Genomic DNA, 25,602 nt, shown 5'->3' on the forward strand with positions numbered 1-25,602 from the left:
AAATCTTAACTTATGTCCAACAAAGTAATAACAAAACCTTAACAACAAAATATTCATATAAGTTGGATCTTTGTAATGTAATAAACTGGTTATTTATTATTTTGGTTTTGGTTAGTTAAATGATGCCGGCGTCTTCGAGATGCCGGCATTCTTTTTTTAATTATATTCCAAATTAAAAATTCAAATTTGACTTTTATCTTGGAAATTTTAAAAGTTAAAAGTTATTTTTTTAGTCTTTCATGAAGTAGTTTAAAATACGAAAAAGCCTTTAATAATCGACTACCGTGCCAGGAAAACATTTCGCCGTCAACAAAAACCGTTTTGGCATGATGCGTAAAACGTCCTATTTCAAAAGCATCTTCTTCTTTAAAAGGATATGGTTCTGACGAAAGAAAAACCAAATCAGGATCACCTTCTAATCGCATTTTTTTAAGCCCTATTTCAGGATAACGGCCTTTATCTTCGTATATATTCCTAAAATGATTTAGCTTCAATAATTCATTTATATAAGTATCGCTTCCCGCAACCATATAAGGATCTTTCCAGATAAAATAAGCCACTTTTTGTATCGAAATATCCTGAATATATTTTTTAAAATCACTTAAAGCGAAAGTCAGTTTGCCGTTCCATTTTTGGGCTTCGGTCCTGCAATTAAAAAGCTGTCCGAAATCTGAAATCATTTGAAAATTATCTTCAATAGAAACAATATTAGTTATCCAAACCGGACAAATTGCACTTAATTGCTCTACGATTTCAAGAGTATTTTCTTCTTTATTACAAATGATAATATCCGGCTGTAATAATTTTATTTTTTCAAAATGTATTTTTTTTGTTCCGCCAACAATCTTCTTAGTAGATTTTAAATGATACGGATGAACACAGAATTTAGTAATTCCGACAATCTTTTCTTCTAAACCTAAATCATGCAACAATTCTGTTTGTGATGGCACTAAAGAAATAATACGTTTTGGTAATGTTTCAAAAGAATGTTTAGTACCAAGCTGATCTGTGAGTTGCTTCATGTCTTTGAGTTTTCAAGTTTGTTTTCAGGCTACAAATTTGTTGGATTGCTTTTTATTATTACGCAGAGATTCACAAAGTTTTACAAATTTCGCGAATCTCTGTGGTGAAAAATTATGATCAAGCAATATAAAACTTTAAACCTCAAACTTTAAATTAAGAATTATTTCCATTTCTTTTTGAACGGCTAATGCCTCTTCCCTTGCCTTTTCAGCAAAATCAGTTTCTTTAGAAGCATAAATAATAGCTCTGGCAGAATTTACCAACAAGCCAACTTTATCATTCATTCCGTATTTGCAAACTTCAGATAAACTTCCGCCCTGAGCACCAATTCCGGGAACCAACAAGAAACTGTCCGGAACAATTTTACGGATTTCTGCAAAATATTCGGCTTTGGTAGCTCCAACCACATACATTAAATTATGACTATTTTTCCATGTTTTAGACGTTTCTAAAACTTGCTTGTATAATTCTTTAGCTTCGCTCTGTTCGGCTTCGCCTCGAGTTCTGTTTGTAGTTAAGGTTTGAAAATCGAAAGCTCCTTCATTTGATGTTAAAGCCAGCATTATAGTATGCTTATTTTCGAAAGCAAGAAAAGGTTCAACTGAATCCTTACCCATATACGGCGCTACGGTTACGCTGTCAAAATTTAAATCTTCAAAAAAAGCTTTTGCATACATGCTTGAAGTGTTTCCGATATCACCACGTTTTGCATCTGCAATCGTAAAAATTTCAGGAAACTTTTCATTTATATAATTAATTGTTTTTTGAAGAGATATCCAACCTTTTATACCATAGGCTTCAAAAAAAGCTGTATTTGGTTTGTATCCCACAGTTAAATCGTGGGTGGCATCAATTATAGCTTTATTGAATTCGAAAATTGGATCTTCTGTTTCTAATAAATGAGGCGGGATTTTTGATAAATCAGGATCCAGGCCAACACATAAAAATGATTTTTTCTGAAGAATTTGCTCGTGTAGTTGTTGTGTCGTCATTCTTGATTTTTTAGTTCTTCCAATTCAAAGAAGTGATTCTTTAGAAAGTATGCAAAAATAAAAAAAGCCACTCAATTAAGAATGGCTTTTTAGTTTAATATTCAATTTAGATTACAAATTACCCAAATAAACAATTTCTGTTCTTCTGTTTTCTGCTCTTCCGGCTGCTGTTTTATTAGATTTAACCGGTTTTGAAGATCCAAATCCTTGTGAAGTTAAATTAGCTGGATTTACTCCTTTTTCTATTAAAGCATCCATAACAACCTTTGCTCTTTCTTCAGATAATTTTTGATTTGCTTTAGCATTTCCAATATTATCTGTATGTCCGTTAATGGCAAACTTAGCATTTGGATAATTCTTTAAAATTTCTTTAATAGCATCCAGTCTTCCTGAAGTTTCTCCTTTATTAGCACCACTTAGAGCAGCTTTTCCTGTAGTAAAGAAAATAGATTTTGCTTCTACTTTTAATTGGTCTAATACAGCTTTATTAACCTCTGGACACCCTTTATTTTCAATTGGTCCGGCCACTAAAGGACAATTATCTATATCATCTGCAAGACCATCCTTATCTGCATCTAAAACAGGACAGCCTTTGTTTTCTACTAAACCTGCAACATCCGGACAGGCATCATCTTTATCTAAAACTGAATCACCGTCAGTATCAGGCCATGGACAACCTTTATTTTCTACAGGTCCTGCAATCTTCGGACAAGCATCAACATTGTCTAACAAGGTATCGCCGTCCGTATCTTTCCAAGGACAACCTTTATTTTCTACTGGTCCGGCAATTTCCGGGCACACATCATCTTTATCAAAAACTTTATCACCATCCGTATCCGGCCAAGGACATCCGTTATTTTCAACAGGGCCGGCTACTTTTTTACAAGCATCTTCTTTATCTATAACACCATCTCCATCCGTATCTTTGAACTTCTTTTCATAAACCGGAATTTTTATTCCAAGATGAAAATCAGCAGATTTCGATTCTTTAGAAATCAAATTGCTGACAACAGAGCCTGAGCCAACAAAGAAAGCACCTACACGCAATCCTGAACCAACCTGCATTCCACTATATTCCATCCAGCTAACAGGAACATAAAAACTAAACCATCTGCTTTCATAACGAGGTGTCAAACTTATCCTGTCAGCAATACTTACCGCATTTAATTTTGTGTCTGAAACCATACTGATATCTCCATTAAGATTCAGATAGAACTTATTATACATATTCCAGTCAACATCAGCATGAATAGCTGTTGGCAAATTTGTTTTTACTCCTTTTGAAGTTGAAGTTTTAGTATAGTTATCATTTAAAAATTCGTATAAATTATCAGCATCATCAATCATACCTTGTGTTACGGTTCCTGTAATGTCGTAAGTATCTTGTTTTGCCTTTTTATATTTTATAGAACCAATATCCGTAACAGATAATCCAAAACGTACTTTATACTTATTTAGATCTCTAAAATTATTGTCTGACGGCTTAGCATTGTTTAAGTCGTATTTTTTATAATCTGGTCTCCACTCATAAACGAATCCTAAATCAAAACCGATACCTGCTGAATTAATATCAAATTCATAATCTTCATTAGCTTCCCAGTCCTGACTCCCGCCAATTGTAAGTTGACCATTAGTATCCAAAGTACTGTTTTCAGGATTAATTGGATCTACTAAAAATGCAGCATTAGCATCTTTTCCATGAATATAAGCATTACCAACTCCTTGTAAATATTTTGCAGTCAAACCACCTTTTAAAAAATGCTGGTTATTTTGATACAAAACAGCTGCATAAGAAATTCCTAGTTCTCCCCATGCATGTGAAGCTCCGTTTGGACTTCCTGCATTAAGATTAAAATCGTCAGAATCATCCAGACCTTCTTTTACCTGATCAACAAGATATCCATTAACCTTATTTAAATTTGTTACAGAACGTGCTCTGGTAAAAACTGCCAAAGTGTGTTTTGGCGCAATATTAAACATAAATGAAGGCCCCATAATATCAAAATTAATCAGTGCATTGTTTGCATTTGAAGGTGTTATTTTTGATTGACTGTCAAAATCATAACCATCTTTAAAAACATCAAAAAGACGAACACCATACAAATCATTACTTACCGAACCACTCACTGAAAATAAATTAATATCTGTTTTAAAACGAGAATCAGCTATTGACGCCGGGTTAAAAAGTACACTCTGTACTCCGGCATAATTATCATGAAAATAGCCTAAATAAGATTGCGATTTAGCCGCAAAAGAAATCATTAAAATTAATACAATAGGTAATTGTTTTTTCATTAAAATAGGGGTTTTAAGTTTTAATTGGCGGCAAAACTACAATAATACATTTAAACACATGTTATTAAATAATTGAATTGATTTAACAAGCTGAACAAATTATGTCATAAAAACTACTTGAAGAATGAAATGTGAATTATACAACAGTTTATAAAATTCATGTAACACAAAACCGGTACATGATTTGCAATTTTACAATTCAATAATTTTTAAAAATAAAATCATGAACACTACAGAAATAAAAGGAAACTGGAACGAGTTGAAAGGAAAATTGAAACAAAAATATGCAACGCTGACTGATGATGATTTGATGTTTGCAGAAGGAAAAGAAGACGAAATGTACGGAAACCTTCAGCAAAAATTAGGTAAAACAAAGGAAGAAATGCACCAAATTTTGTCAGAATTATAAATCCTTTCAAAATTATCCAGTATACCGCCTAACTTAAATTAGGCGGTATTTTTTTGATTTTCAAACTATAAAGTTTTATATTCCCGAAAAGCTTGAATTAACTAAAAAAACAAAATAAATTAGTTATCTTTAACCATATTTTTACAAAATGAAATTATTTATAAAATTTGATATTAATACCATTTGTACTCTTTTTTTAAAAGAAAAACTGGAGGAACAAAATCTAATTTTTTCTACCTTAGGTTTTGGAGAGATTGAATTAGAAGAAAATCTTAGTACTGAAGCATTAGAAAAACTCAAAAATAATTTAGGGCCTTTTGGTTTTGAAGTTGTAGAAAATCAAAAAAGTGTTTTAGTTCAAAAAATAAAAGATGCTATAATTGAATTAGTGTACACAGATGATAACAATAACTTTAAGAGTTCAGCTTACTTAGCTGATAAACTAAATCACAGTTATGGCTATTTATCCAATGTTTTTTCTGAAGTAACCTATTCATCTATTGAAAATTTTATAATCATTCAGAAAATTGAAAGAGCTAAACAATTAATGATTGTAAACGAAATGAGTTTGACCGAGATTGCCTTTTTGTTAAACTATTCGAGTGTAGCGCATTTAAGCACTCAATTTAAAAATACAACCGGAATAACACCCTCAGCATTTCTGAGAATTATTAAAAAGCGAAGAGAAAATTTAAAATAAGAACCAAATACCTTTAATCAATGCAGAAAAACGCATTACACATTTTACTTGCCGACGATGACGAAGACGATAGACTTTTTTTTAAAGATGCTTTTGAAGAAGTAAAAGTACAAACCAAAGTCGAATTTGTTTTCGATGGCTTACAGTTAATGGAGCATTTAATGAATCCGGATACTAAATTGCCTGATATTTTATTTCTGGATTTAAACATGCCCAAAAAAACCGGTAAAGAATGTTTGATAGAAATAAAAAAAACAGAACACCTTAAAAATCTTATAATTGCAATCTATTCAACATCATCATCAGATGAAGATATTGAAGATACATTTATTGAGGGTGCTAACATTTATATCAAAAAGCCGAGTGATTTTAATGCACTTAAAAAAATTATTAATGAAGTTATAACCCTGAACTGGCATTATCATACATCAGGATTAAATCGTGATAATTTCTTGCTAAGCCTCAAATAATTGCAATAATAATGAAATGGATTCCTAACTTTAATTCCTCAAATTATTTGAGAGTTATTTTTATAATAGCTATTTTCATTTTACTATTCCTTTCATCAATAGCTTACAAACATAACCAGGATTTAAACGAATCCAGCAAATTAGTTATGCATACTTATGAGATTAACGTTCAGCTTGAACGCTTAATTTCAGCTATAAAAGATGCAGAAACTGGTCAGCGTGGTTATATAATTACCAGAAATTCTAAATTTTTATCTCCTTATGTATATTCCAGAGACAAAGTAAACAAGTCATTTATTACCCTCAAAAAATTAACTTCGGATAACAAAATACAAAAGCAAAATCTGGAAAAGCTGTTTTCATTAATTATTCAGCAATTTAAAACTTTTGAAAATTGCTTAAAATACAGTGATCCAAAAACATATGACAAACGGAAATTAGATAATTATCTTTTTAGCGGCCGCATTCTGATGGACAACATTCGCTTTCAGGTTGACCAAATGAACGACATCGAAAAAAAATTCCTAGAAAATAGACAGGCTAAATATGATGCTGAAATTTCTCTTAGTCCCATTTTTTCTATCTCTTTATTCTTAACGGCATTAAGTTTTATATTATTAGCCTACAGACAGATTAGCAAAGACATTGAAAGATTAAAAATTTTCAATAAAAAATTACTAATATCCGGAGGATTAATGTCTGAATCAGAAAAAATTGGAAAATTCAGCACTTGGCAATGGGATTTAAATACAGACAAAATTGACTATTCAGACAATCAGTTTCGCCTTTTAGGGTATGAGCCAAAATCTTTTGTACCTAAAAAAGATTCCTTTTTAGATTTTGTACATCCTGATGATAAAGAAACCGTTTCAAAGTCAATTCAAGGCATTGTCAATAATAAAAAACTACCTTTTACTTATTATAAAGTAATTCGTCCTAATAATGAAATCCGGTATTTTAAATCTGCCGGAAAAATGCTGGTTGATCAACATGGAAGTAAAATTCTGCTTGGAATCAATTTTGATATCACAGATGAACATTTGCTAAATATTGAACTTCAGGAACGAAATAATCAACTCGAAAAAAGCAATAAAGAGTTAGCCTCTTTTAATCATGTTGCAAGTCATGATCTGCAAGAACCACTGCGTAAGATTCAAACTTTTATATCCAGAGTTTCAGATGCTGACAAAGCTGTGATTTCTGATAACGCCAAAGAATATATTTCTAAAATAGAAACTTCCGCTAACAGAATGCGGGTTTTAATTGATGATTTACTTCTGTTTTCAAGAACAAACACTACTAAAAAGGAATTTATTAAATCAAACCTGAATGAATTGCTGGAAAATGCAAAATCAGAACTTGCCGTGATAATTGATGAAAAAAAAGCGCATTTAAAAGTTGGTAAACTACCTAAATTACGTGTCATTCCTTATCAGATAGAACAGCTTTTTATTAATCTAATCGGTAATTCTTTGAAATACAGTCAACCTGACTTATCTCCGCAAATTAATATCACTTGCGAAAAAATACTATCTAATGAACATCCTGAATTAATAGATCCGCCTTTTAAAAAATTCTACAAAATTACATTTACAGACAACGGATTAGGATTTGATCCACAATTCAAAGAAAACATTTTTGTACTATTTCAGCGTCTTCATTCAAAAACCGATTATCCGGGAACCGGAATTGGTTTAGCGATCTGTAAAAAAATTGTAGAAAACCATAAAGGTTATATAACAGCAGACAGTAAACCCGGCGAAGGCTCAGTATTTACTGTGTTTCTGCCTGAATAATTCTTTTTCAAAAACCTTTTTTTTAACGTTATATAATTCTATTATGGGAATTATATAACGTTTCTTTTTTATGCTGTAAAGCAATCCTTACTATTCATTTGCATCTTTGTAATGTAATAATGAAGCAACAATTAAAGCTGATGTCCTTTTCAAAATTATCTCTTAAAACAGTTTTCATATTAGTAACAATAGTATCTATTGGATCTTGTGAAAAAAATGAAAGATTTAAAAAAAAAGATATCAAAAACGTTCTTACCACTAAAAACAATGATGAAACTGAAGTGTATTTTTTTACATCTCTGGCAAATACAAGCCAATCAATTATTTTAAAAAGCCAATTAGCACAATACAAAAGCCTGGAGCAAAAAACAAAAGACATCGGTTTTGAAATTGAAAATAGTCAAACATTATTATTACAGGACATAAAGAAGTTAACATTTAGAAAACTCATTATAATAACAGATTTAAACACAGCTATTATTAATGATGATTTTTATAAGCAAACTGACACAGCAAATGCAAATTTTGACAAAATCTACATCAATTCTATCATAAATTTATTATACAAACAAATAGAATTACTGGAGACTATAACAAAAGAAACAAATGATACTGTAATATTAAAATTAGTTACTCATTATTTACCTAAGCAATACGAATTTTTAAGAAAAACAAAAAGAATCAAAAATCAATTAAAACAAATCACAAATTAAATTTTAAATTATGAAAATGCAATCAAATTTTTTATACGCCTTAACAATTTTTATGACAGCAACATTTGGATCATTATCTGCCCAAAACAGTACAGTTGTCGGACCAGAATTTGGTATTAAAGGAGGAGTCAACATGTCAAACTTATATTCTGATTCTGACGAAATTAATGACGAAAATGTACTTTGGGGATTCAATGCAGGAGTTTATGCAGCATTTCCAATTGCAGACAATGTGTTTATACAGCCGGAGATTTTGTATACTACAAAAGGTGCAGAATTAGATTATAACTATGCTGGTATTGAAGGTACAAGTAAATTTAAACTTAATTATATAGAAGTTCCGTTATTAGTGAGATTTAATTTAACTGAAAATTTCAATATACATGTAGGTGGTTATGCTTCTTATTTAGTAAACGCAAAAACGAAAGGTGAAGGGGATGTTGAATTTGACGAAGAGTTTGATGCTGATGATTTCGAAAGATTTGATGCTGGTCTGTCAGCAGGAGTTGGAGTTGACTTCAACCCAATTAGTGTTGGATTACGTTATAATTACGGATTAACAACAATTGGAAAAGAAAGAACTGTTCTTGGAAGTAGCTATACATTTCCGGATGCAAAAAACAGTAATCTATCACTATATCTTTCTTATAAATTAAACTAAAAATAATTATTAACCATAAACATTAAGATCATGTCAAATTTATTATACACAATCGCAGTCATTCTTGTTATACTTTGGGCCTTAGGTTTCTTTGTATACAGCGCAGGAAGTATTATTCACGTATTATTGGTTATTGCCATTATAGCAATACTATTCAGACTTATTAAAGGTCGAGAAATTTAAAATCAAACATTATTAAAACAATTTATATTAATCTTTTAAATCAAATATTATGAAAACTAGTAGCACAATTTTAGGAATTTTAGGAGCCGCAGCGGCAGGAGCATTTTTAGGTGTATTATTTGCACCGGACAAAGGATCAGAAACCAGAAAAAAAATCAAAGATAAATCGAAAGATTACGGAGATAACCTTAAAGGAAAAGTTGACGATATCTTAAGCACTATTTCTTCTAATGGTAAAGATATGATTGAAGAAGGAAAAGCAAAATTCAATCAGGTAAAAGAAGACTTCAACACTATGAAAGATGAAGCAAAAACAGTAAAAACGAACTATTAAAAGTGAATTTTTCAACCATTAAATATACCCAATATCATGGAAACTAATGCAACAACAAACGAAAACCTAAATATGTATGAAAAAGCAGAAAATTATACCAAAACGAGTTTAGAATTAATTAAACTCAAAACGGTATCAGCAACTGCAGATGTTTTGTCGACATTAACATCACGGATAGCGGTTGGTGCTGTTGTTGCATTTTTTACTCTTTTCCTGAATGTTGGCCTTAGTTTATGGATTGGAAAAGAACTTGGTGAGTATTATTATGGTTTTTTTGTAATAGCAGGATTTTATTTAATTGTTGCTATTGTATTACACAAGACTCAGCATAAACTGATCAAAACCCCAATTGGAAATATGATTATTTCCAATATTCTAAAAGAATCTAAAAACTGATTTACTAATTAATACTAAAAAAGACTATAATGGAAACTATTTACACTATTGATTCATTAAATCAAAAAATAAAACTTTTAGAAGCCCAACAAGACAGGGAATGGTGTGAAATCAAAGATGAAGTTGATGAAATTAAAGAGAACTTAAAGCCTCTTAATCTCATTCGGAATACGGTTCAGGAAGTCAATGAAGCCGTGGGCTTCAAGAGTGACCTTGCCCAATCAGCTATAAGCATTGGAATAGGTTACCTGGCTAAAAAACTAGTAGTAGGCAAAACAGATTCAACGTTTAAAAACATCTTTGGATCAATATTGCAGCTTGCCGTAACTACCTTAGTATCAAAACCGTCGGAGGATCATCATGAAACTCCTGCAGAAGAATCATTTGAAAAGTAAGGGTAATTGTCTAAACTTGAATAATAATTTATTATGGAAAAGATAAACGAAATAATAATCAAAAATGGCGTAAACATTTACTCTAATTTATATAAATGTTTTGAATTCACACGCGTATTTCTAGGTATCTAACTCGTTTATACGTTTCAGCTATAACAAACGGTTAAACAGTTAATACTTCACTATAAATCCAAGGTCGTGAAGTACTAAATTACTACTATGCTAAGATTCTATAAACAGATATCGAAATTGCTAAGTAAAATAAAGCATTTACTTCAACCTTAATTAAAGAGACTTTTTCACAATTGAGAAAAAGTCTCTTTTTAATTTTCATAAGATACTAAAATAAAAGCCAAACTAAAAAAAGTAGTCTGGCTTTTTCTATATTCTTTATTGTTTACTATTTCTAATTAAAAAACATAAGAAGTCTAAAACTTTAAAAATCAACAATAAATTTAAAAAACTTCAGAAGCTTCTTTTAATTTCTCCATATTATTCACAAGCTGAAGCTCAGCCACAATTTTCTGAATATCACCATTCATAATATTTCCTAAATCGTAAAGTGTCAACCCAACTCTATGATCCGTTACACGGCCCTGAGCGTAGTTGTACGTACGAATCTTAGCTGAACGGTCACCAGAACTTACCTGCGATGTACGTTTTGTAGCATCTTCAGCTTCCTTCTTAGCCAATTCCTGTTCGTATAAACGAGAACGTAAAACCGTCAACGCTTTATCTTTATTTTTATGCTGTGATTTCTGATCCTGACATTGCGCCACTAATCCAGTTGGAATGTGCGTTAAACGTACAGCCGATTTTGTTGTATTTACTGATTGTCCTCCAGGTCCTGATGAACAGAAGAAATCAACACGAACATCGTTCATATCAATCTGTACATCAAACTCTTCTGCTTCAGGTAAGACCATTACCGTTGCCGCCGATGTATGTACACGACCTTGTGTCTCCGTCTGCGGAACACGCTGTACACGGTGAACACCAGCTTCAAATTTCAAAGTTCCGTAAACATCTTCTCCAGATACTTCAAAAATAACCTCTTTGAAACCTCCGGAAGTTCCTTCGTTCATATCCACAACCGAAGTTCTCCAACCCTGATTTTCACAATATTTAGTATACATTCTAAACAAATCCCCTGCAAAAATACTTGCTTCATCCCCACCGGTTCCTGCACGAATCTCAACCATAACGTTTTTAGCATCTTCAGGATCTTTAGGAATCAACATAAACTTGATTTCTTCTTCCAGTTCCGGCAATCTTTCTTTTGCTTCATCTAGCTGCATTTTGGCCATTTCGGTCATGTCTGCATCACTTCCATCCGCAATAATTTCGTTTGCCTCCTCTATATTAGCCATCAAAAGCACATATTCATCACGCTTTTCAGCCAATGCTTTCAGGTTCTTATACTCTTGATTCAATTGCACGTAACGTTTCTGATCAGCAATAACATCCGGCTGAATAATTAAGTCCGAAATCTCGTCGAAACGTTGTTTTACTATTTGAAGTCTGTCTAACATTTTCTAATTCCTTTTATTGGAGTGCAAATTTACGAAAAATAGTTGATAGTTAAAAGCTGTTTGTTATTGGTTTTTTTAGGAGCTAATTCTGCTATTGCTAAATCATTTTAGGTGTCATAAAAAAACCGCCTCAGTTATGAGACGGTTTTTTTAAAAATTAACTTTACAAATTTTATTTAGTCATTATAACATTTACTTCCATGTTCGTGAATGTCTAAACCATCGATTTCTTCTTCTTTAGTTACTCTGATTCCCATTGTTTTCTTCAAGATGAAAATAACAATAAAAGAAGCTCCAATAGCCCATGCTCCAATACTGAAAACACCGATAGCCTGTACACCTAATTTTTCAAAACCTCCTCCATACATCAAACCACCATCTGTTGCAAACACACCAACTAATAAAGTACCAAGTGCCCCACAAACTCCGTGAACAGAAACAGCTCCTACCGGATCGTCAATTTTTAATTTTTTATCAATAAACTCAATCGAAAACACTACAGCAACACCACAGATAATTCCAATTAACAAAGCTCCAACCGGACTAACGGCTGCACAACCTGCTGTTACTCCTACTAAACCTGCCAATACACCATTTAATGTCATGGATACATCTGGTTTTCCGTAAATCATCCAGGCTACAAACATAGCAGCTAATGCTCCTGCAGCTCCTGCTAAATTGGTTGTAATTACAATTCCGGCTACAGCCGTTACATTGTCTCCGGATATCGCTAATTGTGATCCAGGATTAAATCCGAACCATCCTAGCCAAAGTATAAAAACTCCTAAAGCTCCTAATGTTATACTATGTCCAAGAATTGCATTCGATTTTCCATCAGTATATTTTCCGATTCTTGGACCTACCAATGCAGCAGCTACTAATGAAGCCCAACCTCCTAATGAGTGTACTACAGTAGATCCTGCAAAGTCAACAAAGCCCATTTTAGCTAACCATCCTCCAGGATTCCATACCCAGCTTCCTGAAATTGGGTAAATTACCAAAGTCATTAATAATGAAAAAATTAAGTAGGTTGTAAATTTTGTTCTTTCTGCAATGGCTCCAGATACAATTGTTGCAGCAGTTGCAGCAAAAACAGTTTGAAAAAACAAACTATGCATGTCTTTAGCACTATCAAAAAACCAACTTGGAGTACCTATAAATCCTCCAATTGAGTCTCCGTACATTAATGAATATCCAACTGCCCAAAAAGCTAAGCTTCCGATACAGAAATCCATTAAGTTTTTCATGATTATATTACTCGTGTTTTTTGATCTTGTAAAACCAGCTTCAACAAGTGTAAAACCAGCCTGCATAAAAAACACCAAAATTCCGCAGATTAAAACCCACATTATATCCAATACAGTATTCGTATCCATATGTATATTATTTAAATATTAAAAAATTTATTTCTTGATTAGTTTACTGCGTCAGTTCCGTTTTCTTTGGTTCTGATTCTATAAGTTTCCTGAATTTCAGAAACAAATATTTTACCATCACCTACCATTCCGGTGTAAGCTGCTTTTAAAATGGCATCAACAGTTCTTTCTAAAAAAGGATCTGAAACAACAATAGAAATATAACGTCTTTGGATATCAGACGTACTGTAAGAAATTCCTCTGTAGACTTCTCCCTGTTTCTCATTACCTACTCCGGTAACATCCCAATAGCTAAAAAAATTAACCTCCACCTGATGTAAAGCTTCTTTAACTTCATCGAATTTCGATTTTCGAATTACTGCTTCGATTTTTTTCATAATAAACGGTTTTAAAATTTGATTTCTGGAGTAAAAATATATTTTTTAAACATACACCCCTATTTTTTATATGCTTGAAGTTAAATTTTTATTAATATTTTAATTATAACCCCCATTATTAAACTAGTTAACAAAATAATATATCATTTTTTAAAAATATACCAGTGGGAAAATTATCTCTATTTTTTAAAACATAAAAAAAATATTATGTTTTAATTTTCCAAATACAATTTTCAGTAAAAGCATAACAAAGCTGTTTGGTTTTTTTGCAACCAATAAAAGGTAAATACAATTTTGAACTTATGAATTTTGAGATGCCAATCACAAAAACTTCAATTCCTCCGGATTACTGCGAAAGTTTAGTTTCTTACGTCTTGTAATTATCTTTCGAATTCTTCTGAGATATAACCATTTAGAATAAATCAAAAAATTATATCGATTTTTTAAACTTTAACTCTAAATAAAAAATGGATAATTCATGTTTTGCTGTATGATAGCATTTGTATGGCTATTAGCAATAATAAATGTTCTCTTTTCTATAAAACTACCAGGGGGAAATCCATGAAATTACTGATACTATCTTATTTATAATCTTTAGCTTAACTCTATTTGGGTAATCAAATCAGTTTTTTGGGGAATTGATTTACAGAAAAAAGTCCAAGAGATTTTAAGTCATATAGGAGTGGTATAGAATATAAATTCATACACAAATTCAGCTTGTAAACAATGTATCAAAACGGTAAATTTGTGTAAGCCAATACAACTAATATGAATTATAGATTATAAAACTTTATCAATAATATTTGGATATAGTTTCTTTTAAAAAAATTAGATGGCGTGAATTTGCAGTTATAAACAAATTCTAAAGCTTTAGTTTTAATTTTATAAGGAAATAAATTACAGGTTATCGATAAAATTTTACTTACTAAAAAATCCTGTTGAAATAAAACGTCAAGATTTTTTAATTCATTTCTCCTCTCTTGTACCTAAATATCGAAGGCTCAAGACATTTTTTAAAAAGTCAGTTTCTTAATTGCTTAGTTTCAAGTCTTCAAAAGAGATAACTACAGCTCAACTAAAAAAAAAACAATATGGAAACTAAAAAAAAGTCATTGATTTTAATTGCACTAATCTTATTTTTTGCCTGTAAAAAGGAGTCGAACGGAGATAAAGATAATTATACAAATATTAAAAACAGTGAGACTTCTTCTGAGTGTTTAGCTCCTGTTGATTGGTTTACGATCGTAAACAACACTCGCAATACTCCTCCTCCAAATGAAGGGCCAACAAGCGTATTTGCCAACAATGCAACAGTAACTAACTGTGACTTTCATCAATGGTCCTGGCAAAAATTTCTTTGGCTCACCAATGAAGTAAATGGAGTGCCTTTATTTATGACCAATCTAATTCAGGTAAATTCGACAGGTCAAAGATTAGATTCAAGTAATGGAATTGTCTTAACGGATACTGCTCAGGCAAGTTCTGCCACAGATATTTTAAAAACACCCAATTATCCATCAGGTGCTCCTAAATCTACTATGATCTATTATTCTATATTCATGGATAAACTTCTCTACACAACTATGCTGAAATATGGTCCAATAGCAAAAAACGACCCTTCCAAAGTGAAAGACGTAACTTTTCCTGTAGGCTCATTAGAACTTAAAACTTCCTGGATTGATGCGAGCGTTCTTAAAGATCCTTCTTCTTATTTTATTACTCAGGGAGTTATCAATGGAGTAAAGACAAGAGTAGCTCTTTTAGGGATGCATGTAGTTGGAGTTGTAGAGAATCATCCTGAATTTGTATGGGCTACTTTTGAACATGATAATCTTGCACCTGCTTACGACTGGTCAAAAGCTACACCAACAATTGATGCACCTGTAACGAGTACAGTTGATTATCCTTTTTTTAATAAAAGAAGCACTTCAACGGTTACGAATATAACTTCAAAAAATGGGATTTATACAGATGTTTTTTCTGTTTATAAATATGGTGTCCCGATAGAAAAAGCAATTAAAGGTTCTCATAATGTGCAGCTTTATATGAAAACAAGTCAAAATGGCTCGCAGAACTTCAATAATATTCGTACCATTAATGAAAGTGTTAAAAAACAGTTGAAAGGTGTTTGGAATAATTATTTTTACAATGGTTCAATATGGATTAACACAGAAGGATACAATGGTACACCGGCACAAGCTGCTTTACTAGACTCATTAAGTGGTACTCTTTCAGAATCTACACCCGGAAAATTGACAAGAGGCTCCATTGCGGCCTACAATATTACCATGGAAACCTATGTTCAGGTAGGATTTGGAAAACCATCGTCCATACACGCTAATACAGTTGATAATATTGTTAATTGTTTCTCCTGTCATAACACATCTCATAAATCGAATCTTTCGCCTCTTTACATTAGCCATCTATTTACAGGATATGTAGGAAGCCTGAAAGGTTTAAGCAGAAAACAAATCAAACAGGAACATGTTGATGAAATTATGGCAGATTATAACTTACGTCTAAAATTAAATAGCAAATAGTAAGTCACTTTATCATTTAACATACTACAAAAATTTATAAGTACAAAAAACCACAAGCTTCTGCCTGTGGTTTTTGCTTTGTTCACAGGATAAATCATAAATGTTTAGAAAATAATTTAGATATAATTTTTATTTTAAAGTGTTACAATTGTTTATAAATTAAATAACAACATATTCAACTTTTTTTCTTCAATTATCTTTAAATTAATTATTTTTTTGAGTCACATCGCCATTTTCAAATAAGCGAGTAAACATCCTTTTTAATATCTCAGAATGGTATAGTTTTATCTTTATTATATTACTAAAGCAGCGCAATAATTGCATGTTTTTAAACCCTAAACTATGATCTATAAAATAACTTTTCTTAGTGTGATTGTTTCGTTCTTAGCACTGAAATACCGCAACTACTTTTACAAAAAACTCTTTATATTAGTACCTTCGTAGCAAAAAACCTCTACTTCAAATGAACAGCCACTTCTACTACAAAGCTATAGAACCAGATAAGTCACTTAACGACTTTGTAGAAAATATTGGAATGTTTCATAATATGTCAGATAAAGACATGGAAGTGGTTTTAATGCCAGATGGAAGAATTGATTTGTTTTTTATGCAATCTAAACCGGAGGTTTTTCAAATTGCGCTTATTGGCCTTGAAAATGTACCTGAACAACAGTTTATTCCAGCCAATACACTTGCTTTTAAAATTAGTTTTAAGCCATTGGGTGCCGAATATATTTTACAGACTTCTATTGCCGATATTTTAAATAGTGCCAAAGTTTTGCCTCAGGACTTTTGGAATGTTACAAACGACGATTTAAAAAATTTTGATACCTTTCATTCTAAAATAACAAAAAAACTACAGGAACTTTTACCTAAAGAAATCGACGAAAGAAAACGCAAACTTTTTAAACTGGTTTATGCTTTAAACGGCGAAATAAAAGTACAGGAACTTTCAGAACAAATAGCCTGGAGCAGCAGAGAAATTAATCGTTATTTCAATAAGCAATTCGGACTTTCGTTAAATGCTTTCTGCAAAATATTGCGTTTCAAAGCATCATTAGAGCATATTGCAAAAGGAAGACTTTTTCCGGAATTAAACTTCACCGATCAAAACCATTTCATCAAAGAGATCAAAAAATTCTCGGGTGTAGTTCCAAGCGAATTATTAAAAAATACGAATGACCGATTTATACTATTATCCGTTTTAAAAGAGCAGTAATTTTGTCCCTACAATTGGCTGATATGCCAAACGCGGAACAAAATTAATTAAACATAAACGGAATGTTACTAGAAAACAAACAAGTTGCCATCATTGGCGGCGGTCCCGGCGGACTTACTTTAGCCAGACTTTTACAATTGCAAAACATAAATGTTAAAGTATACGAAAGAGATTTAAACAAAGATGCACGTGTTCAGGGATCTCCTCTTGATCTGCATGAAGGATCAGGTTTAGCAGCGATTCACAAGGCTCATTTATTTCAAGAATTCAAAAACAATTTTCTGCCAGGTGCAGACAAAACATTAATATTAAACGAAAAGGCTGAAATGTTTTTCAGTGATCATGAAACCAATGTTCACGAAGATTTTGGCAATGAATATTTTCGTCCTGAGATCGATCGCGGTGCATTACGTAAAATATTATTAGAATCTTTACGACCGGAAACTGTTATTTGGAACAGCCATTTTGTTTCTATGAAAGCTCAAAACGAAGGCTGGCTATTGTATTTTAAAGAAGGAAATTCGGTTTACGCAGATATTGTCATTGCTTCTGATGGCGCCAATTCGAAAATCAGACCTTATATTACAGACATTAAAGCCTTTTACACTGGAATATTAATGCTTGAAGGTACTATTTATGAGTCGGAAAAAAACGCACCAAATATAACTTCATTAATTGATGGCGGAAAAATAATGGCATTTGGAGATAACCAAAATATATTGCTGGGCCAAAAAGGCGGCGGCGATCTTGGTTTTTACCTCAGTTTTAAAGCCGATAAAAACTGGACTTCAACAAATGGTCTGGATTATGCTGATAAAGCACAAATACTGGAATGGTTTAAATCCGAATATCCGGAATGGAGCAGTAAATGGTATGAATTATTAGAAAATGTTTCAACCTCATTTATTCCGCGACCAATTTATTGCATGCCTTTGGACCAAACTTGGAAAGCTTTGCCAAATTTGACCATGATTGGCGATGCCGCTCACGTTATGCCTCCCTTTGCAGGCGAAGGTGCAAATATGGCAATGCTTGATGCTTTGGAATTAAGTGAATATTTAACTTCTGATAAGTACAAAACCGTTCAGGAAGCTATTTCAGATTTTGAAATCATCATGCGAGAAAGGGCATCAAAAGCAGCAATGGAATCTCTTGAAAATGGAGAAAAAATGCACTCAAAAGAGGCTTTGAAAACGATGTTGACTTTTTTTGGCAGACCATAAAAACGGATAGTTAAAAGAAGTAATTGCAAAAAGCGAAGCAAATAGTATTAAAAAACAAAAATACTTCGTTTCTCGCATGAGCTTTATGAAGCATTCCGTAAAAAATGTATTAATGTTTTTATATAATCTTATTGTCTATTGCAAATGAAAGAGCTTCTGTAAAATTTTTGACATTAAAAATCTCAAAAATTTTTCTTCTATAATATTTTATGGTATCTGGTGAAACAAACATTTTTTCGGAAATCTGATTTATCGTTAATCCTTGAGCATATAATCGAAGCACCTCCAATTCTTTATCTTTTAGTTTTAATTTTTCTTTCGTAATCCAAACTTCTTTCGTCAAATCCAATTCCCATAAAATAGGTGAACCTTCTTTACTTATGATAACATTGCCCGCCTTTTGACTATGTGAAATAGAGACAATGCATAATGATTTCCAAACAGCTCCTTTTTCGTTCAGGAAAAGAGGTGTCAGTTTATGATTGATAAGGATGGGCTTATTATATTTTCCTTTTAAATGAAAATCATAAGAAATGCTATATAATTTTCGCTCCTCATTATTGGGCAATTTGTCATAAAAGTCAAATCCTGCGTTATTAATGATATTTAGCAATTTTAAATCTTGCTCAGGAACATTTTTGAAATAAAACTCATACCCCATTTCAAGCACTTCTTCAGGTGAATAACCGCATAAAAACAAAGGATTATCAGAAACAAATTCGAATTTAATCTGCTCATAATCTATCACATAAACACTCTGATAGGTCATTTTTCCAAAGGACTTCACCACTTCCAAATAATTGCTGAACTGACGTTTATCCGCATCAGATACTGCTTTTATTTTATTCCTGCTGAGTAAGGAGTGTTTTTCATTTTCCATCTTATAAAAGTAAGTAAAAACTACACAAAAGTGTAAGGTAAAATTAAAAACCATTTGCTTTTTTTGTATGTCACTTTAAATTTTTTATCATGAAGAAAAAATCTCTATCTGAATTTAGTCTGGAAGAACTTCTCCAAAATAAAAAAACGGTAAAAAAAAATGTTATCAGCTTTGGAATTCTATGGTTCATCGCTCTGACGACTATGATAATACTATCCAAATACAATTTATTCACTATATTTTTACCTCTTGCCTTTATCACGATTATCCCAATTTACAGCCCTATGGGTGAACTAAATTCGGAAATTAAAAAACGTAGTTCCCAAAGCAGCTAACTTGTACTTTGCTCTACTAATCAAAAATAAAAGTTGAACCTAAATGAATTGCAAAAACTGTAATAACGAAATAAATCATAACTTTTGTTCCAACTGCGGACAGCCTTCCGTTTTGAAAAGGATCGACAGGCATTATATCATTCATGAGATTGAACATGTACTGCATTTTGATCGTGGTATTCTGTTTACAATCAGAGAACTTTTTATAAATCCGGGACAAAATATTAGAAATTATATTTCAGAAAACAGGATCCGTCTTGTAAAACCGGTAATTTTTATAATCTTATCATCATTAATTTATACCCTTATCAGCCATTTTTTTCATATTGAAGAGGAATATGTCAAATATCAAGGAATGGAAAAATCTGCATTCGTAAAAATTTTAGGCTGGTTTCAGGCAAATTATGGGTACATGAATATTATGTCAGGAATGTTTATTGCAATATGGCTGAAAGTATTCTTTAAAAAATACGGCTATAACTTTTTTGAATTGCTCATCATGTTATGTTTTGTACTTGGAATTTCAATGTTAATTTTTGCTTTTTTCGCTATTATACAAGGTGTTTTTTACATCAAATCATTAAACATCGCAGGAGTGATTGGCATGATTTATTTAACCTGGGCGACAGGGAGTTTCTTTGATAAAAAGAAGATAAGTAATTATTTCAAAGCATTAATATGCTACGTATTAGGAATGATAACTTTCTTCCTATTTATATTTGCAGTGGGAATAACAATCGACGTAATAAAAAATTAAATTATGAAAAAAGACAACAAAATGCCTTCATTTGTTTTTGGTGTAGTGGCAGTTATTTTAGGCTGGACACTGGTAAAACATTTCGACTTTGAAAACCTACGATTTAAACAGCCTTGGTTAGATATTTTATACATTATAATATTTTTGTTTTCAATTTATGCTCTTATAAAAAACTATAAAAGCAAAACCGAAAAATAAAAGCATCCATATCACAACGGATGAAATTTCATTTTAATACCAAATTCTAAATCCCTATTTTCGCTCTTCAAATGTAAAAGAGAAAAATGAAGGTCTGTATTGCCGAAAAACCAAGTGTAGCAAGAGAAATTGCATCCGTTTTGGGAGCCAATGCCAAGCATGATGGCTATTATGAAGGCAATGGTTATGCCGTGACCTACACTTTTGGGCATTTATGTACCTTAAAAGAACCTAATGATTACAAGCCGCACTGGAAAAGCTGGGATTTGAACAACCTGCCCATGCTTCCCGAAAAGTTTGAAACCAAAGTGGTACAGAATTCAGGAATTCAAAAGCAATTTAAAATTGTAAAAAGTCTCTTTGACAAAGCCGAAATGGTAATTAATTGCGGGGATGCCGGACAAGAAGGAGAATTGATTCAGCGTTGGGTAATGAATGAAGCAAATTATAAAGGAGAAGTACAACGCTTGTGGATTTCGTCCCTAACCACCGAAGCCATAAAAGAAGGTTTTGAAAACTTAAAACCTTCTGCCAATTACGATAATTTATTCTACGCCGGATTTTCAAGAGCAATTGGCGACTGGCTATTAGGTATGAATGCCACGCGTTTATATACCGTAAAACATGGCGGTTATAAACAAGTTTTGTCTATCGGCCGTGTGCAAACACCAACCTTAGCAATGGTTGTAGAGCGTTTTAAAGAAATCGAAAATTTTAAGCCCCAACCCTATTGGGAATTGCAGACTTTATACAGAGAAACACTTTTTAGCTATGAAGAAGGTCGTTTTTTGAATAAAGATGACGGAGAAATTTTAGCCAATAAAGTCAAAGAAAGTGATTTCGAAATTGTTTCTGTTGATAAAAAAAACGGAAACGAATATGCCCCAAAACTATTCGATTTAACAGGTTTACAGGTTTATTGCAATCAAAAATTTGGGTTCTCTGCAGATGAAACACTTAAAATTGCCCAAAGTTTATATGAGCAAAAAGTAGTTACGTACCCAAGAGTTGATACCACTTTTTTGCCTGGTGATATTTATCCGAAAGTACCGGGGATTTTACAAAAATTATCGAATTATAGTGCCTTGACACAACCGATTTTAGGAAAAAAAATAAAAAAATCGCCTAAGGTTTTCAACGATAAAAAAGTAACCGATCACCATGCGATTATTCCAACAGGAATAGAAATTAATTTGCCTTACAATCAGCAACAGGTTTATGACATTATAACAAAACGTTTTATTGCTGTTTTTTATGATGATTGTCTGGTTGCAAATACAACCGTAATTGGAAAAGCAGCAGATGTTACTTTTAAAGCTACGGGTAAAGAGATCTTAAAAAAAGGTTTTCGTGTCGTTTTTGAAGACCCTAATGCTAAAGAAAGAGAAGCAGATTTATTACCAGGCTTTGTTGTAGGCGAAAAAGGACCGCATGAACCTTCCTTTCTTCAAAAAGAAACTAAACCACCCAATCAGTTTACTGAAGCAACTTTGCTTCGGGCCATGGAAACTGCGGGAAAACAAGTTGATGATGAAGATTTACGCGAATTGATGAAAGAAAACGGTATCGGGCGCCCTTCTACTCGTGCAAACATTATTGAAACGCTTTTTAAACGCCAGTACATTGTTCGAAACAAAAAACAAGTCTTACCAACACCAACTGGAATTAAGCTCATTGAGACGATTCAGAATGAATTAATAAAATCGGCTGAATTGACAGGTACTTGGGAAAAACAATTAAAAGACATTGAGAAAGGAACTTACACTGCCGGAGCCTTTATAAAAAACATGAAAAGGATGGTCGAAGCTTTGGTTACTGAAGTACGTAGTGAAACCAAACACGCCAATATTTCACATGCAGGAAATATTCAAAAAGAAGCGGTAAAAGTCGAGAAAAAGAAAACTGAAGGAATCGCTTCAGAAGCCTGCCCAAAATGCAAAAAGGGAAATCTTTTAAAAGGAAAATCAGCATTTGGCTGTAGCGAATATAGATCAGGCTGCGATTTTGTATTGCCTTTTGTTTTTTCAAACAAAAAAATTACTGAAAGTCAATATTTACGATTGCTTCAAAAAGGTTCTACCGTTAATATAAAAGGATTTAAAATTGATTCCGAAACAGTTGAAGGATTAATTAGATTTGAAGAAAATTACAAACTCAGATTAGAACCTAAAAAAACTATCCCGAAAACAAAATCGGATACATTAGCTTGTCCGAAGTGTAAAAAAGGAACTATTCTTAAAGGAAAAACGGCTTATGGCTGTGGTGATTATAAATTAGGCTGTGATTTTAAAATGACTTTTGATGATGTCAGAGCGAAATTGAAAGACCAAAAACCGACGAAAGAATTAGTATATGCAATACTTTGCGGTTAGTTAGTAAAGTTTTGTATCAGATATTAATAATTAATTGTCTAATTGCCAAATTTTTCTAATTATCTAATCCTTTTTTCATAATTTAGTACTTTAATCGAATAGCAAAATCTTGTAAATATGTCACTGAAAATTACTCTTTTAGCTCTAATATTAACTGTGATTTCCTGTCAGAAAAAGGAAACGATAGAGAAAGACAAAATTAAAATTGCAGACTGGCTGATTGGAAACTGGGAAAATAAAAACCCTGACGGAATGTTGACAGAAAACTGGGAAAAACTAAACGACAGTACTTTCAATGCATATTCTTACTTTGTAAAACAAAATGACACATTACATTTTGAAACCATTGTTTTAGCTCAAAAAGGAGAAACCCTAACTTATTTTGCCACTGTGAAAGGTCAAAACGATGAGAAAGCAGTAGCTTTTAAGGCAACTTCTGAATCTGATCAACAATTGGTTTTTGAAAATCCAAAGCATGATTATCCTCAAAAAATCACCTATACAAAAGGTACTAATAATACTTTGAATGCTGAGATTTCTGGAAAACTACAAGGAAAACTGACTACAGAAAGGTTTATTATGACAAAGAGGTAAAAACAATTCTTAATATATTTGTTGCTAATCTAAATTTAAAAAAAAACATCTGCATCTTCAAGATTGAAAAAATATATTTACATTGAAAAAAAATCTCAAATCACAAATATAATAGGAAACCTATAATTTATCCCCAGTCTATTAGCTTTAATTTTAATTAATAAACAAAATGGACCTATTTGGTTATTAGTTTATTTTTTCATCGCATATTGGGATTTTTTCTTATTTCTACAGAAGGTTTAGAAATTGATTTTCAAAATAAAAAGTTTAGGAAATTATTTTCTTTTTATGGTATCTGTATAGGAATACAATGGAAATACTTTTCTAAAATAAAATATGTTGCCTTATTTGAAACTTATAGTAAAACAAACTTTTTTGAGGAAAAGGATTTGGATCTGGTGCAACTACAACCATAACCGAGAGAACAGTTAAAATAAATGTGTTCGACAATAACGAAAAACATTTTACATTGTATTTTGCAAATAAATAGAATAGAAGCTATAAAAATTGCAGAAAAGATTAAGGAAGCTTATAAAATTGAGATTGTAACAAATTTTAAATAACTATTATTCGTTCTCCCCAATCTTATTCACCATAAAAATCATCATTAAACCCAAAAGCGCCATTATTAAAAAAGCCCATTTCATGCTTAAATATTCGGAGATAAAACCAACCATAGGCGGAACTAATAGAAACCCAAGATAGCCGATTGTTGAAATAGAAGTCAATGCAGAACCACTACTTAATTTTGACGACCTTCCGGCCAGACTAAACACTAACGGAACCACGCATGAAACACCAAATCCGATTAAAACATACCCAAAAATAGTTGGATAAGCATACGGGAAAATGAAACAAACAGCGAAACCGGTACTGATTAAAACTCCACTATAAAGCAGAATTTTTTTTGTTCCGAATTTCGTTACGCCATGATCTCCAAATAAACGTCCTAATGTAACCGCAGTGGCGAAAAAAACAAATGCCGCACTGGTCATTTTTGGTGAAGCTTTTAATATATTTTCAAAATAAATACCGCTCCAATCGTACATTGTATTTTCACAAGCCATCGAAACAAAACATATCAAAGCAAACTTAACCAGATTTTTTTCCGGCATCGAAAAGAACTTCTTTTTAACCGGTACAGGCTCATTATGAATACTCATTGGGTAAAAGCATGCGGTAAGTCCCATCATAAAAATACTTACTCCCAACAAATGCTCAGACGGAGCAATATGCTGTGTTACCATTATATATCCTAAACCAGCTCCCGAAAAAACAGCAATACTCCAAACAGCGTGAAACCTTGTTATAATTGATTTTGGATATAATTTCTGCACCTCCAGAGATTGTGCATTAATTGACAAATTAAAAATATTGCGTGATGCTCCAAAAATTAAAAGAATAATGACCAGCTGCCATACAAAAGCAGCCAGACCCGGCAGAGCTAAAACAATATTAAACATGATTGCCCCCAAAAGCATGATATATCGGCTACTGTACTTGTTTAAAAGTTTTCCTGTAAAAGGCATGGTAAGCATCAAACCAATTGGAAATGCAAATAAGACGGCTCCAAATTGGGCTTCAGATAAATGCAATTTTGCCTGTATGTGTGGAATTCGGGAAACCCATGAAGAATATCCAAATCCGGAAACAAAAAAAAATACGGTATTAGCTAATCTAAATCCTTTAGGGGTATTGTGTATTTTTTTTAAAAAAGAAATAATCATTTAGGCTTGTTCAATTTAATTTGCGGCAAAATTAAGCTTTTTAAAACCAACTTCCCCTGTTTTAACTTTTCTAAAATCTTCCAGAAACTAAAACAATTATATGCT

At 32.1% G+C, this 25,602-nt stretch carries 26 protein-coding genes; 18 read left to right on the forward strand and 8 right to left on the reverse strand.

The annotated features are described in order from the left end of the window. Positions 1-221: 221 nt before the first annotated feature. The 3 genes from ACEN2I_RS03040 to ACEN2I_RS03050 form a co-directional block, all read right to left on the reverse strand. On the reverse strand, positions 222-1,022 hold the full coding sequence (locus tag ACEN2I_RS03040; RefSeq protein WP_441764650.1) for an ABC transporter substrate-binding protein: 801 nt from the start codon (positions 1,020-1,022) through the stop codon (positions 222-224). A gap of 135 nt (positions 1,023-1,157) precedes the next feature. Next, entirely contained in the window at positions 1,158-2,015 is an 858-nt protein-coding gene (gene pyrF / locus ACEN2I_RS03045) for an orotidine-5'-phosphate decarboxylase (RefSeq protein WP_441764651.1), read from the reverse strand. Between the two features lie 111 nt (positions 2,016-2,126). After that, on the reverse strand, positions 2,127-4,310 hold the full coding sequence (locus ACEN2I_RS03050; RefSeq protein ID WP_441764652.1) for a DUF5723 family protein: 2,184 nt from the start codon (positions 4,308-4,310) through the stop codon (positions 2,127-2,129). 223 nt (positions 4,311-4,533) lie between these two features. Between ACEN2I_RS03050 and ACEN2I_RS03055 the strand changes: the two genes are divergently transcribed. The 10 genes from ACEN2I_RS03055 (at position 4,534) to ACEN2I_RS03100 (ending at position 10,367) form a co-directional block, all read left to right on the forward strand. Next, on the forward strand, positions 4,534-4,719 hold the full coding sequence (locus tag ACEN2I_RS03055) for a CsbD family protein (RefSeq protein ID WP_441764653.1): 186 nt from the start codon (positions 4,534-4,536) through the stop codon (positions 4,717-4,719). A gap of 148 nt (positions 4,720-4,867) precedes the next feature. After that, on the forward strand, positions 4,868-5,419 hold the full coding sequence (locus tag ACEN2I_RS03060) for a helix-turn-helix domain-containing protein (protein ID WP_441764654.1): 552 nt from the start codon (positions 4,868-4,870) through the stop codon (positions 5,417-5,419). A gap of 20 nt (positions 5,420-5,439) precedes the next feature. After that, positions 5,440-5,889, forward strand: a complete 450-nt coding sequence (locus ACEN2I_RS03065) for a response regulator (protein WP_110345566.1) — start codon at positions 5,440-5,442, stop codon at positions 5,887-5,889. Positions 5,890-5,900: 11 nt separating this feature from the next. Further along, positions 5,901-7,685 (forward strand): CHASE3 domain-containing protein, encoded by a 1,785-nt coding sequence (locus ACEN2I_RS03070; RefSeq protein ID WP_441764655.1) that lies wholly within the window; start codon positions 5,901-5,903, stop codon positions 7,683-7,685. Between the two features lie 119 nt (positions 7,686-7,804). After that, positions 7,805-8,398 carry a DUF4142 domain-containing protein gene (locus ACEN2I_RS03075; RefSeq protein WP_441764656.1) on the forward strand — a complete coding sequence of 198 codons (594 nt, stop codon included), beginning with the start codon at positions 7,805-7,807 and terminating at the stop codon, positions 8,396-8,398. Positions 8,399-8,408: 10 nt separating this feature from the next. Then, positions 8,409-9,059: a porin family protein gene (locus ACEN2I_RS03080; RefSeq protein WP_441764657.1), complete on the forward strand. Its 651-nt coding sequence runs from the start codon at positions 8,409-8,411 to the stop codon at positions 9,057-9,059. A gap of 30 nt (positions 9,060-9,089) precedes the next feature. Then, the gene (locus ACEN2I_RS03085; protein ID WP_441764658.1) at positions 9,090-9,242 is read left to right on the forward strand and encodes a lmo0937 family membrane protein; all 153 of its coding nucleotides are present in this window, start codon (positions 9,090-9,092) and stop codon (positions 9,240-9,242) included. Between the two features lie 49 nt (positions 9,243-9,291). Continuing rightward, entirely contained in the window at positions 9,292-9,576 is a 285-nt protein-coding gene (locus ACEN2I_RS03090; protein ID WP_441764659.1) for a YtxH domain-containing protein, read from the forward strand. Between the two features lie 36 nt (positions 9,577-9,612). Beyond that, positions 9,613-9,972 carry a hypothetical protein gene (locus ACEN2I_RS03095; protein WP_441764660.1) on the forward strand — a complete coding sequence of 120 codons (360 nt, stop codon included), beginning with the start codon at positions 9,613-9,615 and terminating at the stop codon, positions 9,970-9,972. A 29-nt stretch (positions 9,973-10,001) separates the two neighbouring features. After that, positions 10,002-10,367: a hypothetical protein gene (locus ACEN2I_RS03100; protein WP_441764661.1), complete on the forward strand. Its 366-nt coding sequence runs from the start codon at positions 10,002-10,004 to the stop codon at positions 10,365-10,367. A 455-nt stretch (positions 10,368-10,822) separates the two neighbouring features. Here the strand turns inward: ACEN2I_RS03100 and prfA are convergent, their stop codons facing one another. The 3 genes from prfA to ACEN2I_RS03115 form a co-directional block, all read right to left on the reverse strand. Beyond that, positions 10,823-11,899 (reverse strand): peptide chain release factor 1, encoded by a 1,077-nt coding sequence (gene prfA, locus ACEN2I_RS03105; RefSeq protein WP_441764662.1) that lies wholly within the window; start codon positions 11,897-11,899, stop codon positions 10,823-10,825. A 176-nt stretch (positions 11,900-12,075) separates the two neighbouring features. After that, positions 12,076-13,275 (reverse strand): ammonium transporter, encoded by a 1,200-nt coding sequence (locus ACEN2I_RS03110; protein ID WP_441764663.1) that lies wholly within the window; start codon positions 13,273-13,275, stop codon positions 12,076-12,078. Between the two features lie 38 nt (positions 13,276-13,313). Further along, positions 13,314-13,652: a P-II family nitrogen regulator gene (locus tag ACEN2I_RS03115; protein ID WP_441764664.1), complete on the reverse strand. Its 339-nt coding sequence runs from the start codon at positions 13,650-13,652 to the stop codon at positions 13,314-13,316. Positions 13,653-14,743: 1,091 nt separating this feature from the next. Here ACEN2I_RS03115 and ACEN2I_RS03120 point away from each other — a divergent pair. The 3 genes from ACEN2I_RS03120 to ACEN2I_RS03130 all read left to right on the forward strand — a co-directional run bounded on the left by ACEN2I_RS03120 (position 14,744) and on the right by ACEN2I_RS03130 (position 18,634). Further along, positions 14,744-16,192 (forward strand): hypothetical protein, encoded by a 1,449-nt coding sequence (locus ACEN2I_RS03120; RefSeq protein WP_441764665.1) that lies wholly within the window; start codon positions 14,744-14,746, stop codon positions 16,190-16,192. Between the two features lie 463 nt (positions 16,193-16,655). Continuing rightward, complete coding sequence (locus ACEN2I_RS03125; RefSeq protein ID WP_441764666.1) at positions 16,656-17,411, forward strand: helix-turn-helix domain-containing protein; 756 nt, start codon at positions 16,656-16,658, stop codon at positions 17,409-17,411. A 62-nt stretch (positions 17,412-17,473) separates the two neighbouring features. Then, the gene (locus ACEN2I_RS03130) at positions 17,474-18,634 is read left to right on the forward strand and encodes an FAD-dependent oxidoreductase (RefSeq protein WP_441764667.1); all 1,161 of its coding nucleotides are present in this window, start codon (positions 17,474-17,476) and stop codon (positions 18,632-18,634) included. 118 nt (positions 18,635-18,752) lie between these two features. On the opposite strand, the gene ACEN2I_RS03135 is transcribed toward ACEN2I_RS03130, so the two are convergent. Further along, positions 18,753-19,514 (reverse strand): response regulator transcription factor, encoded by a 762-nt coding sequence (locus tag ACEN2I_RS03135; RefSeq protein ID WP_441764668.1) that lies wholly within the window; start codon positions 19,512-19,514, stop codon positions 18,753-18,755. Positions 19,515-19,603: 89 nt separating this feature from the next. Here ACEN2I_RS03135 and ACEN2I_RS03140 point away from each other — a divergent pair, with 89 nt between their 5' ends. The 5 genes from ACEN2I_RS03140 (at position 19,604) to ACEN2I_RS03160 (ending at position 23,770) form a co-directional block, all read left to right on the forward strand. Continuing rightward, positions 19,604-19,849: a hypothetical protein gene (locus ACEN2I_RS03140; RefSeq protein WP_441764669.1), complete on the forward strand. Its 246-nt coding sequence runs from the start codon at positions 19,604-19,606 to the stop codon at positions 19,847-19,849. A 43-nt stretch (positions 19,850-19,892) separates the two neighbouring features. After that, positions 19,893-20,606: a DUF3667 domain-containing protein gene (locus ACEN2I_RS03145; RefSeq protein ID WP_441764670.1), complete on the forward strand. Its 714-nt coding sequence runs from the start codon at positions 19,893-19,895 to the stop codon at positions 20,604-20,606. A 3-nt stretch (positions 20,607-20,609) separates the two neighbouring features. Further along, the gene (locus ACEN2I_RS03150; RefSeq protein WP_441764671.1) at positions 20,610-20,804 is read left to right on the forward strand and encodes a hypothetical protein; all 195 of its coding nucleotides are present in this window, start codon (positions 20,610-20,612) and stop codon (positions 20,802-20,804) included. Positions 20,805-20,890: 86 nt separating this feature from the next. Then, positions 20,891-23,176: a DNA topoisomerase 3 gene (locus ACEN2I_RS03155; RefSeq protein WP_441764672.1), complete on the forward strand. Its 2,286-nt coding sequence runs from the start codon at positions 20,891-20,893 to the stop codon at positions 23,174-23,176. Positions 23,177-23,293: 117 nt separating this feature from the next. Then, complete coding sequence (locus ACEN2I_RS03160; protein WP_441764673.1) at positions 23,294-23,770, forward strand: DUF6265 family protein; 477 nt, start codon at positions 23,294-23,296, stop codon at positions 23,768-23,770. A 566-nt stretch (positions 23,771-24,336) separates the two neighbouring features. Here ACEN2I_RS03160 and ACEN2I_RS03165 read toward each other — a convergent pair. Further along, complete coding sequence (locus tag ACEN2I_RS03165; RefSeq protein ID WP_441764674.1) at positions 24,337-25,497, reverse strand: MFS transporter; 1,161 nt, start codon at positions 25,495-25,497, stop codon at positions 24,337-24,339. Between the last annotated feature and the right edge of the window lie 105 nt (positions 25,498-25,602).

It is taken from the genome of Flavobacterium sp. W22_SRS_FK3 (assembly GCF_052113665.1).
GTDB lineage: Bacteria > Bacteroidota > Bacteroidia > Flavobacteriales > Flavobacteriaceae > Flavobacterium.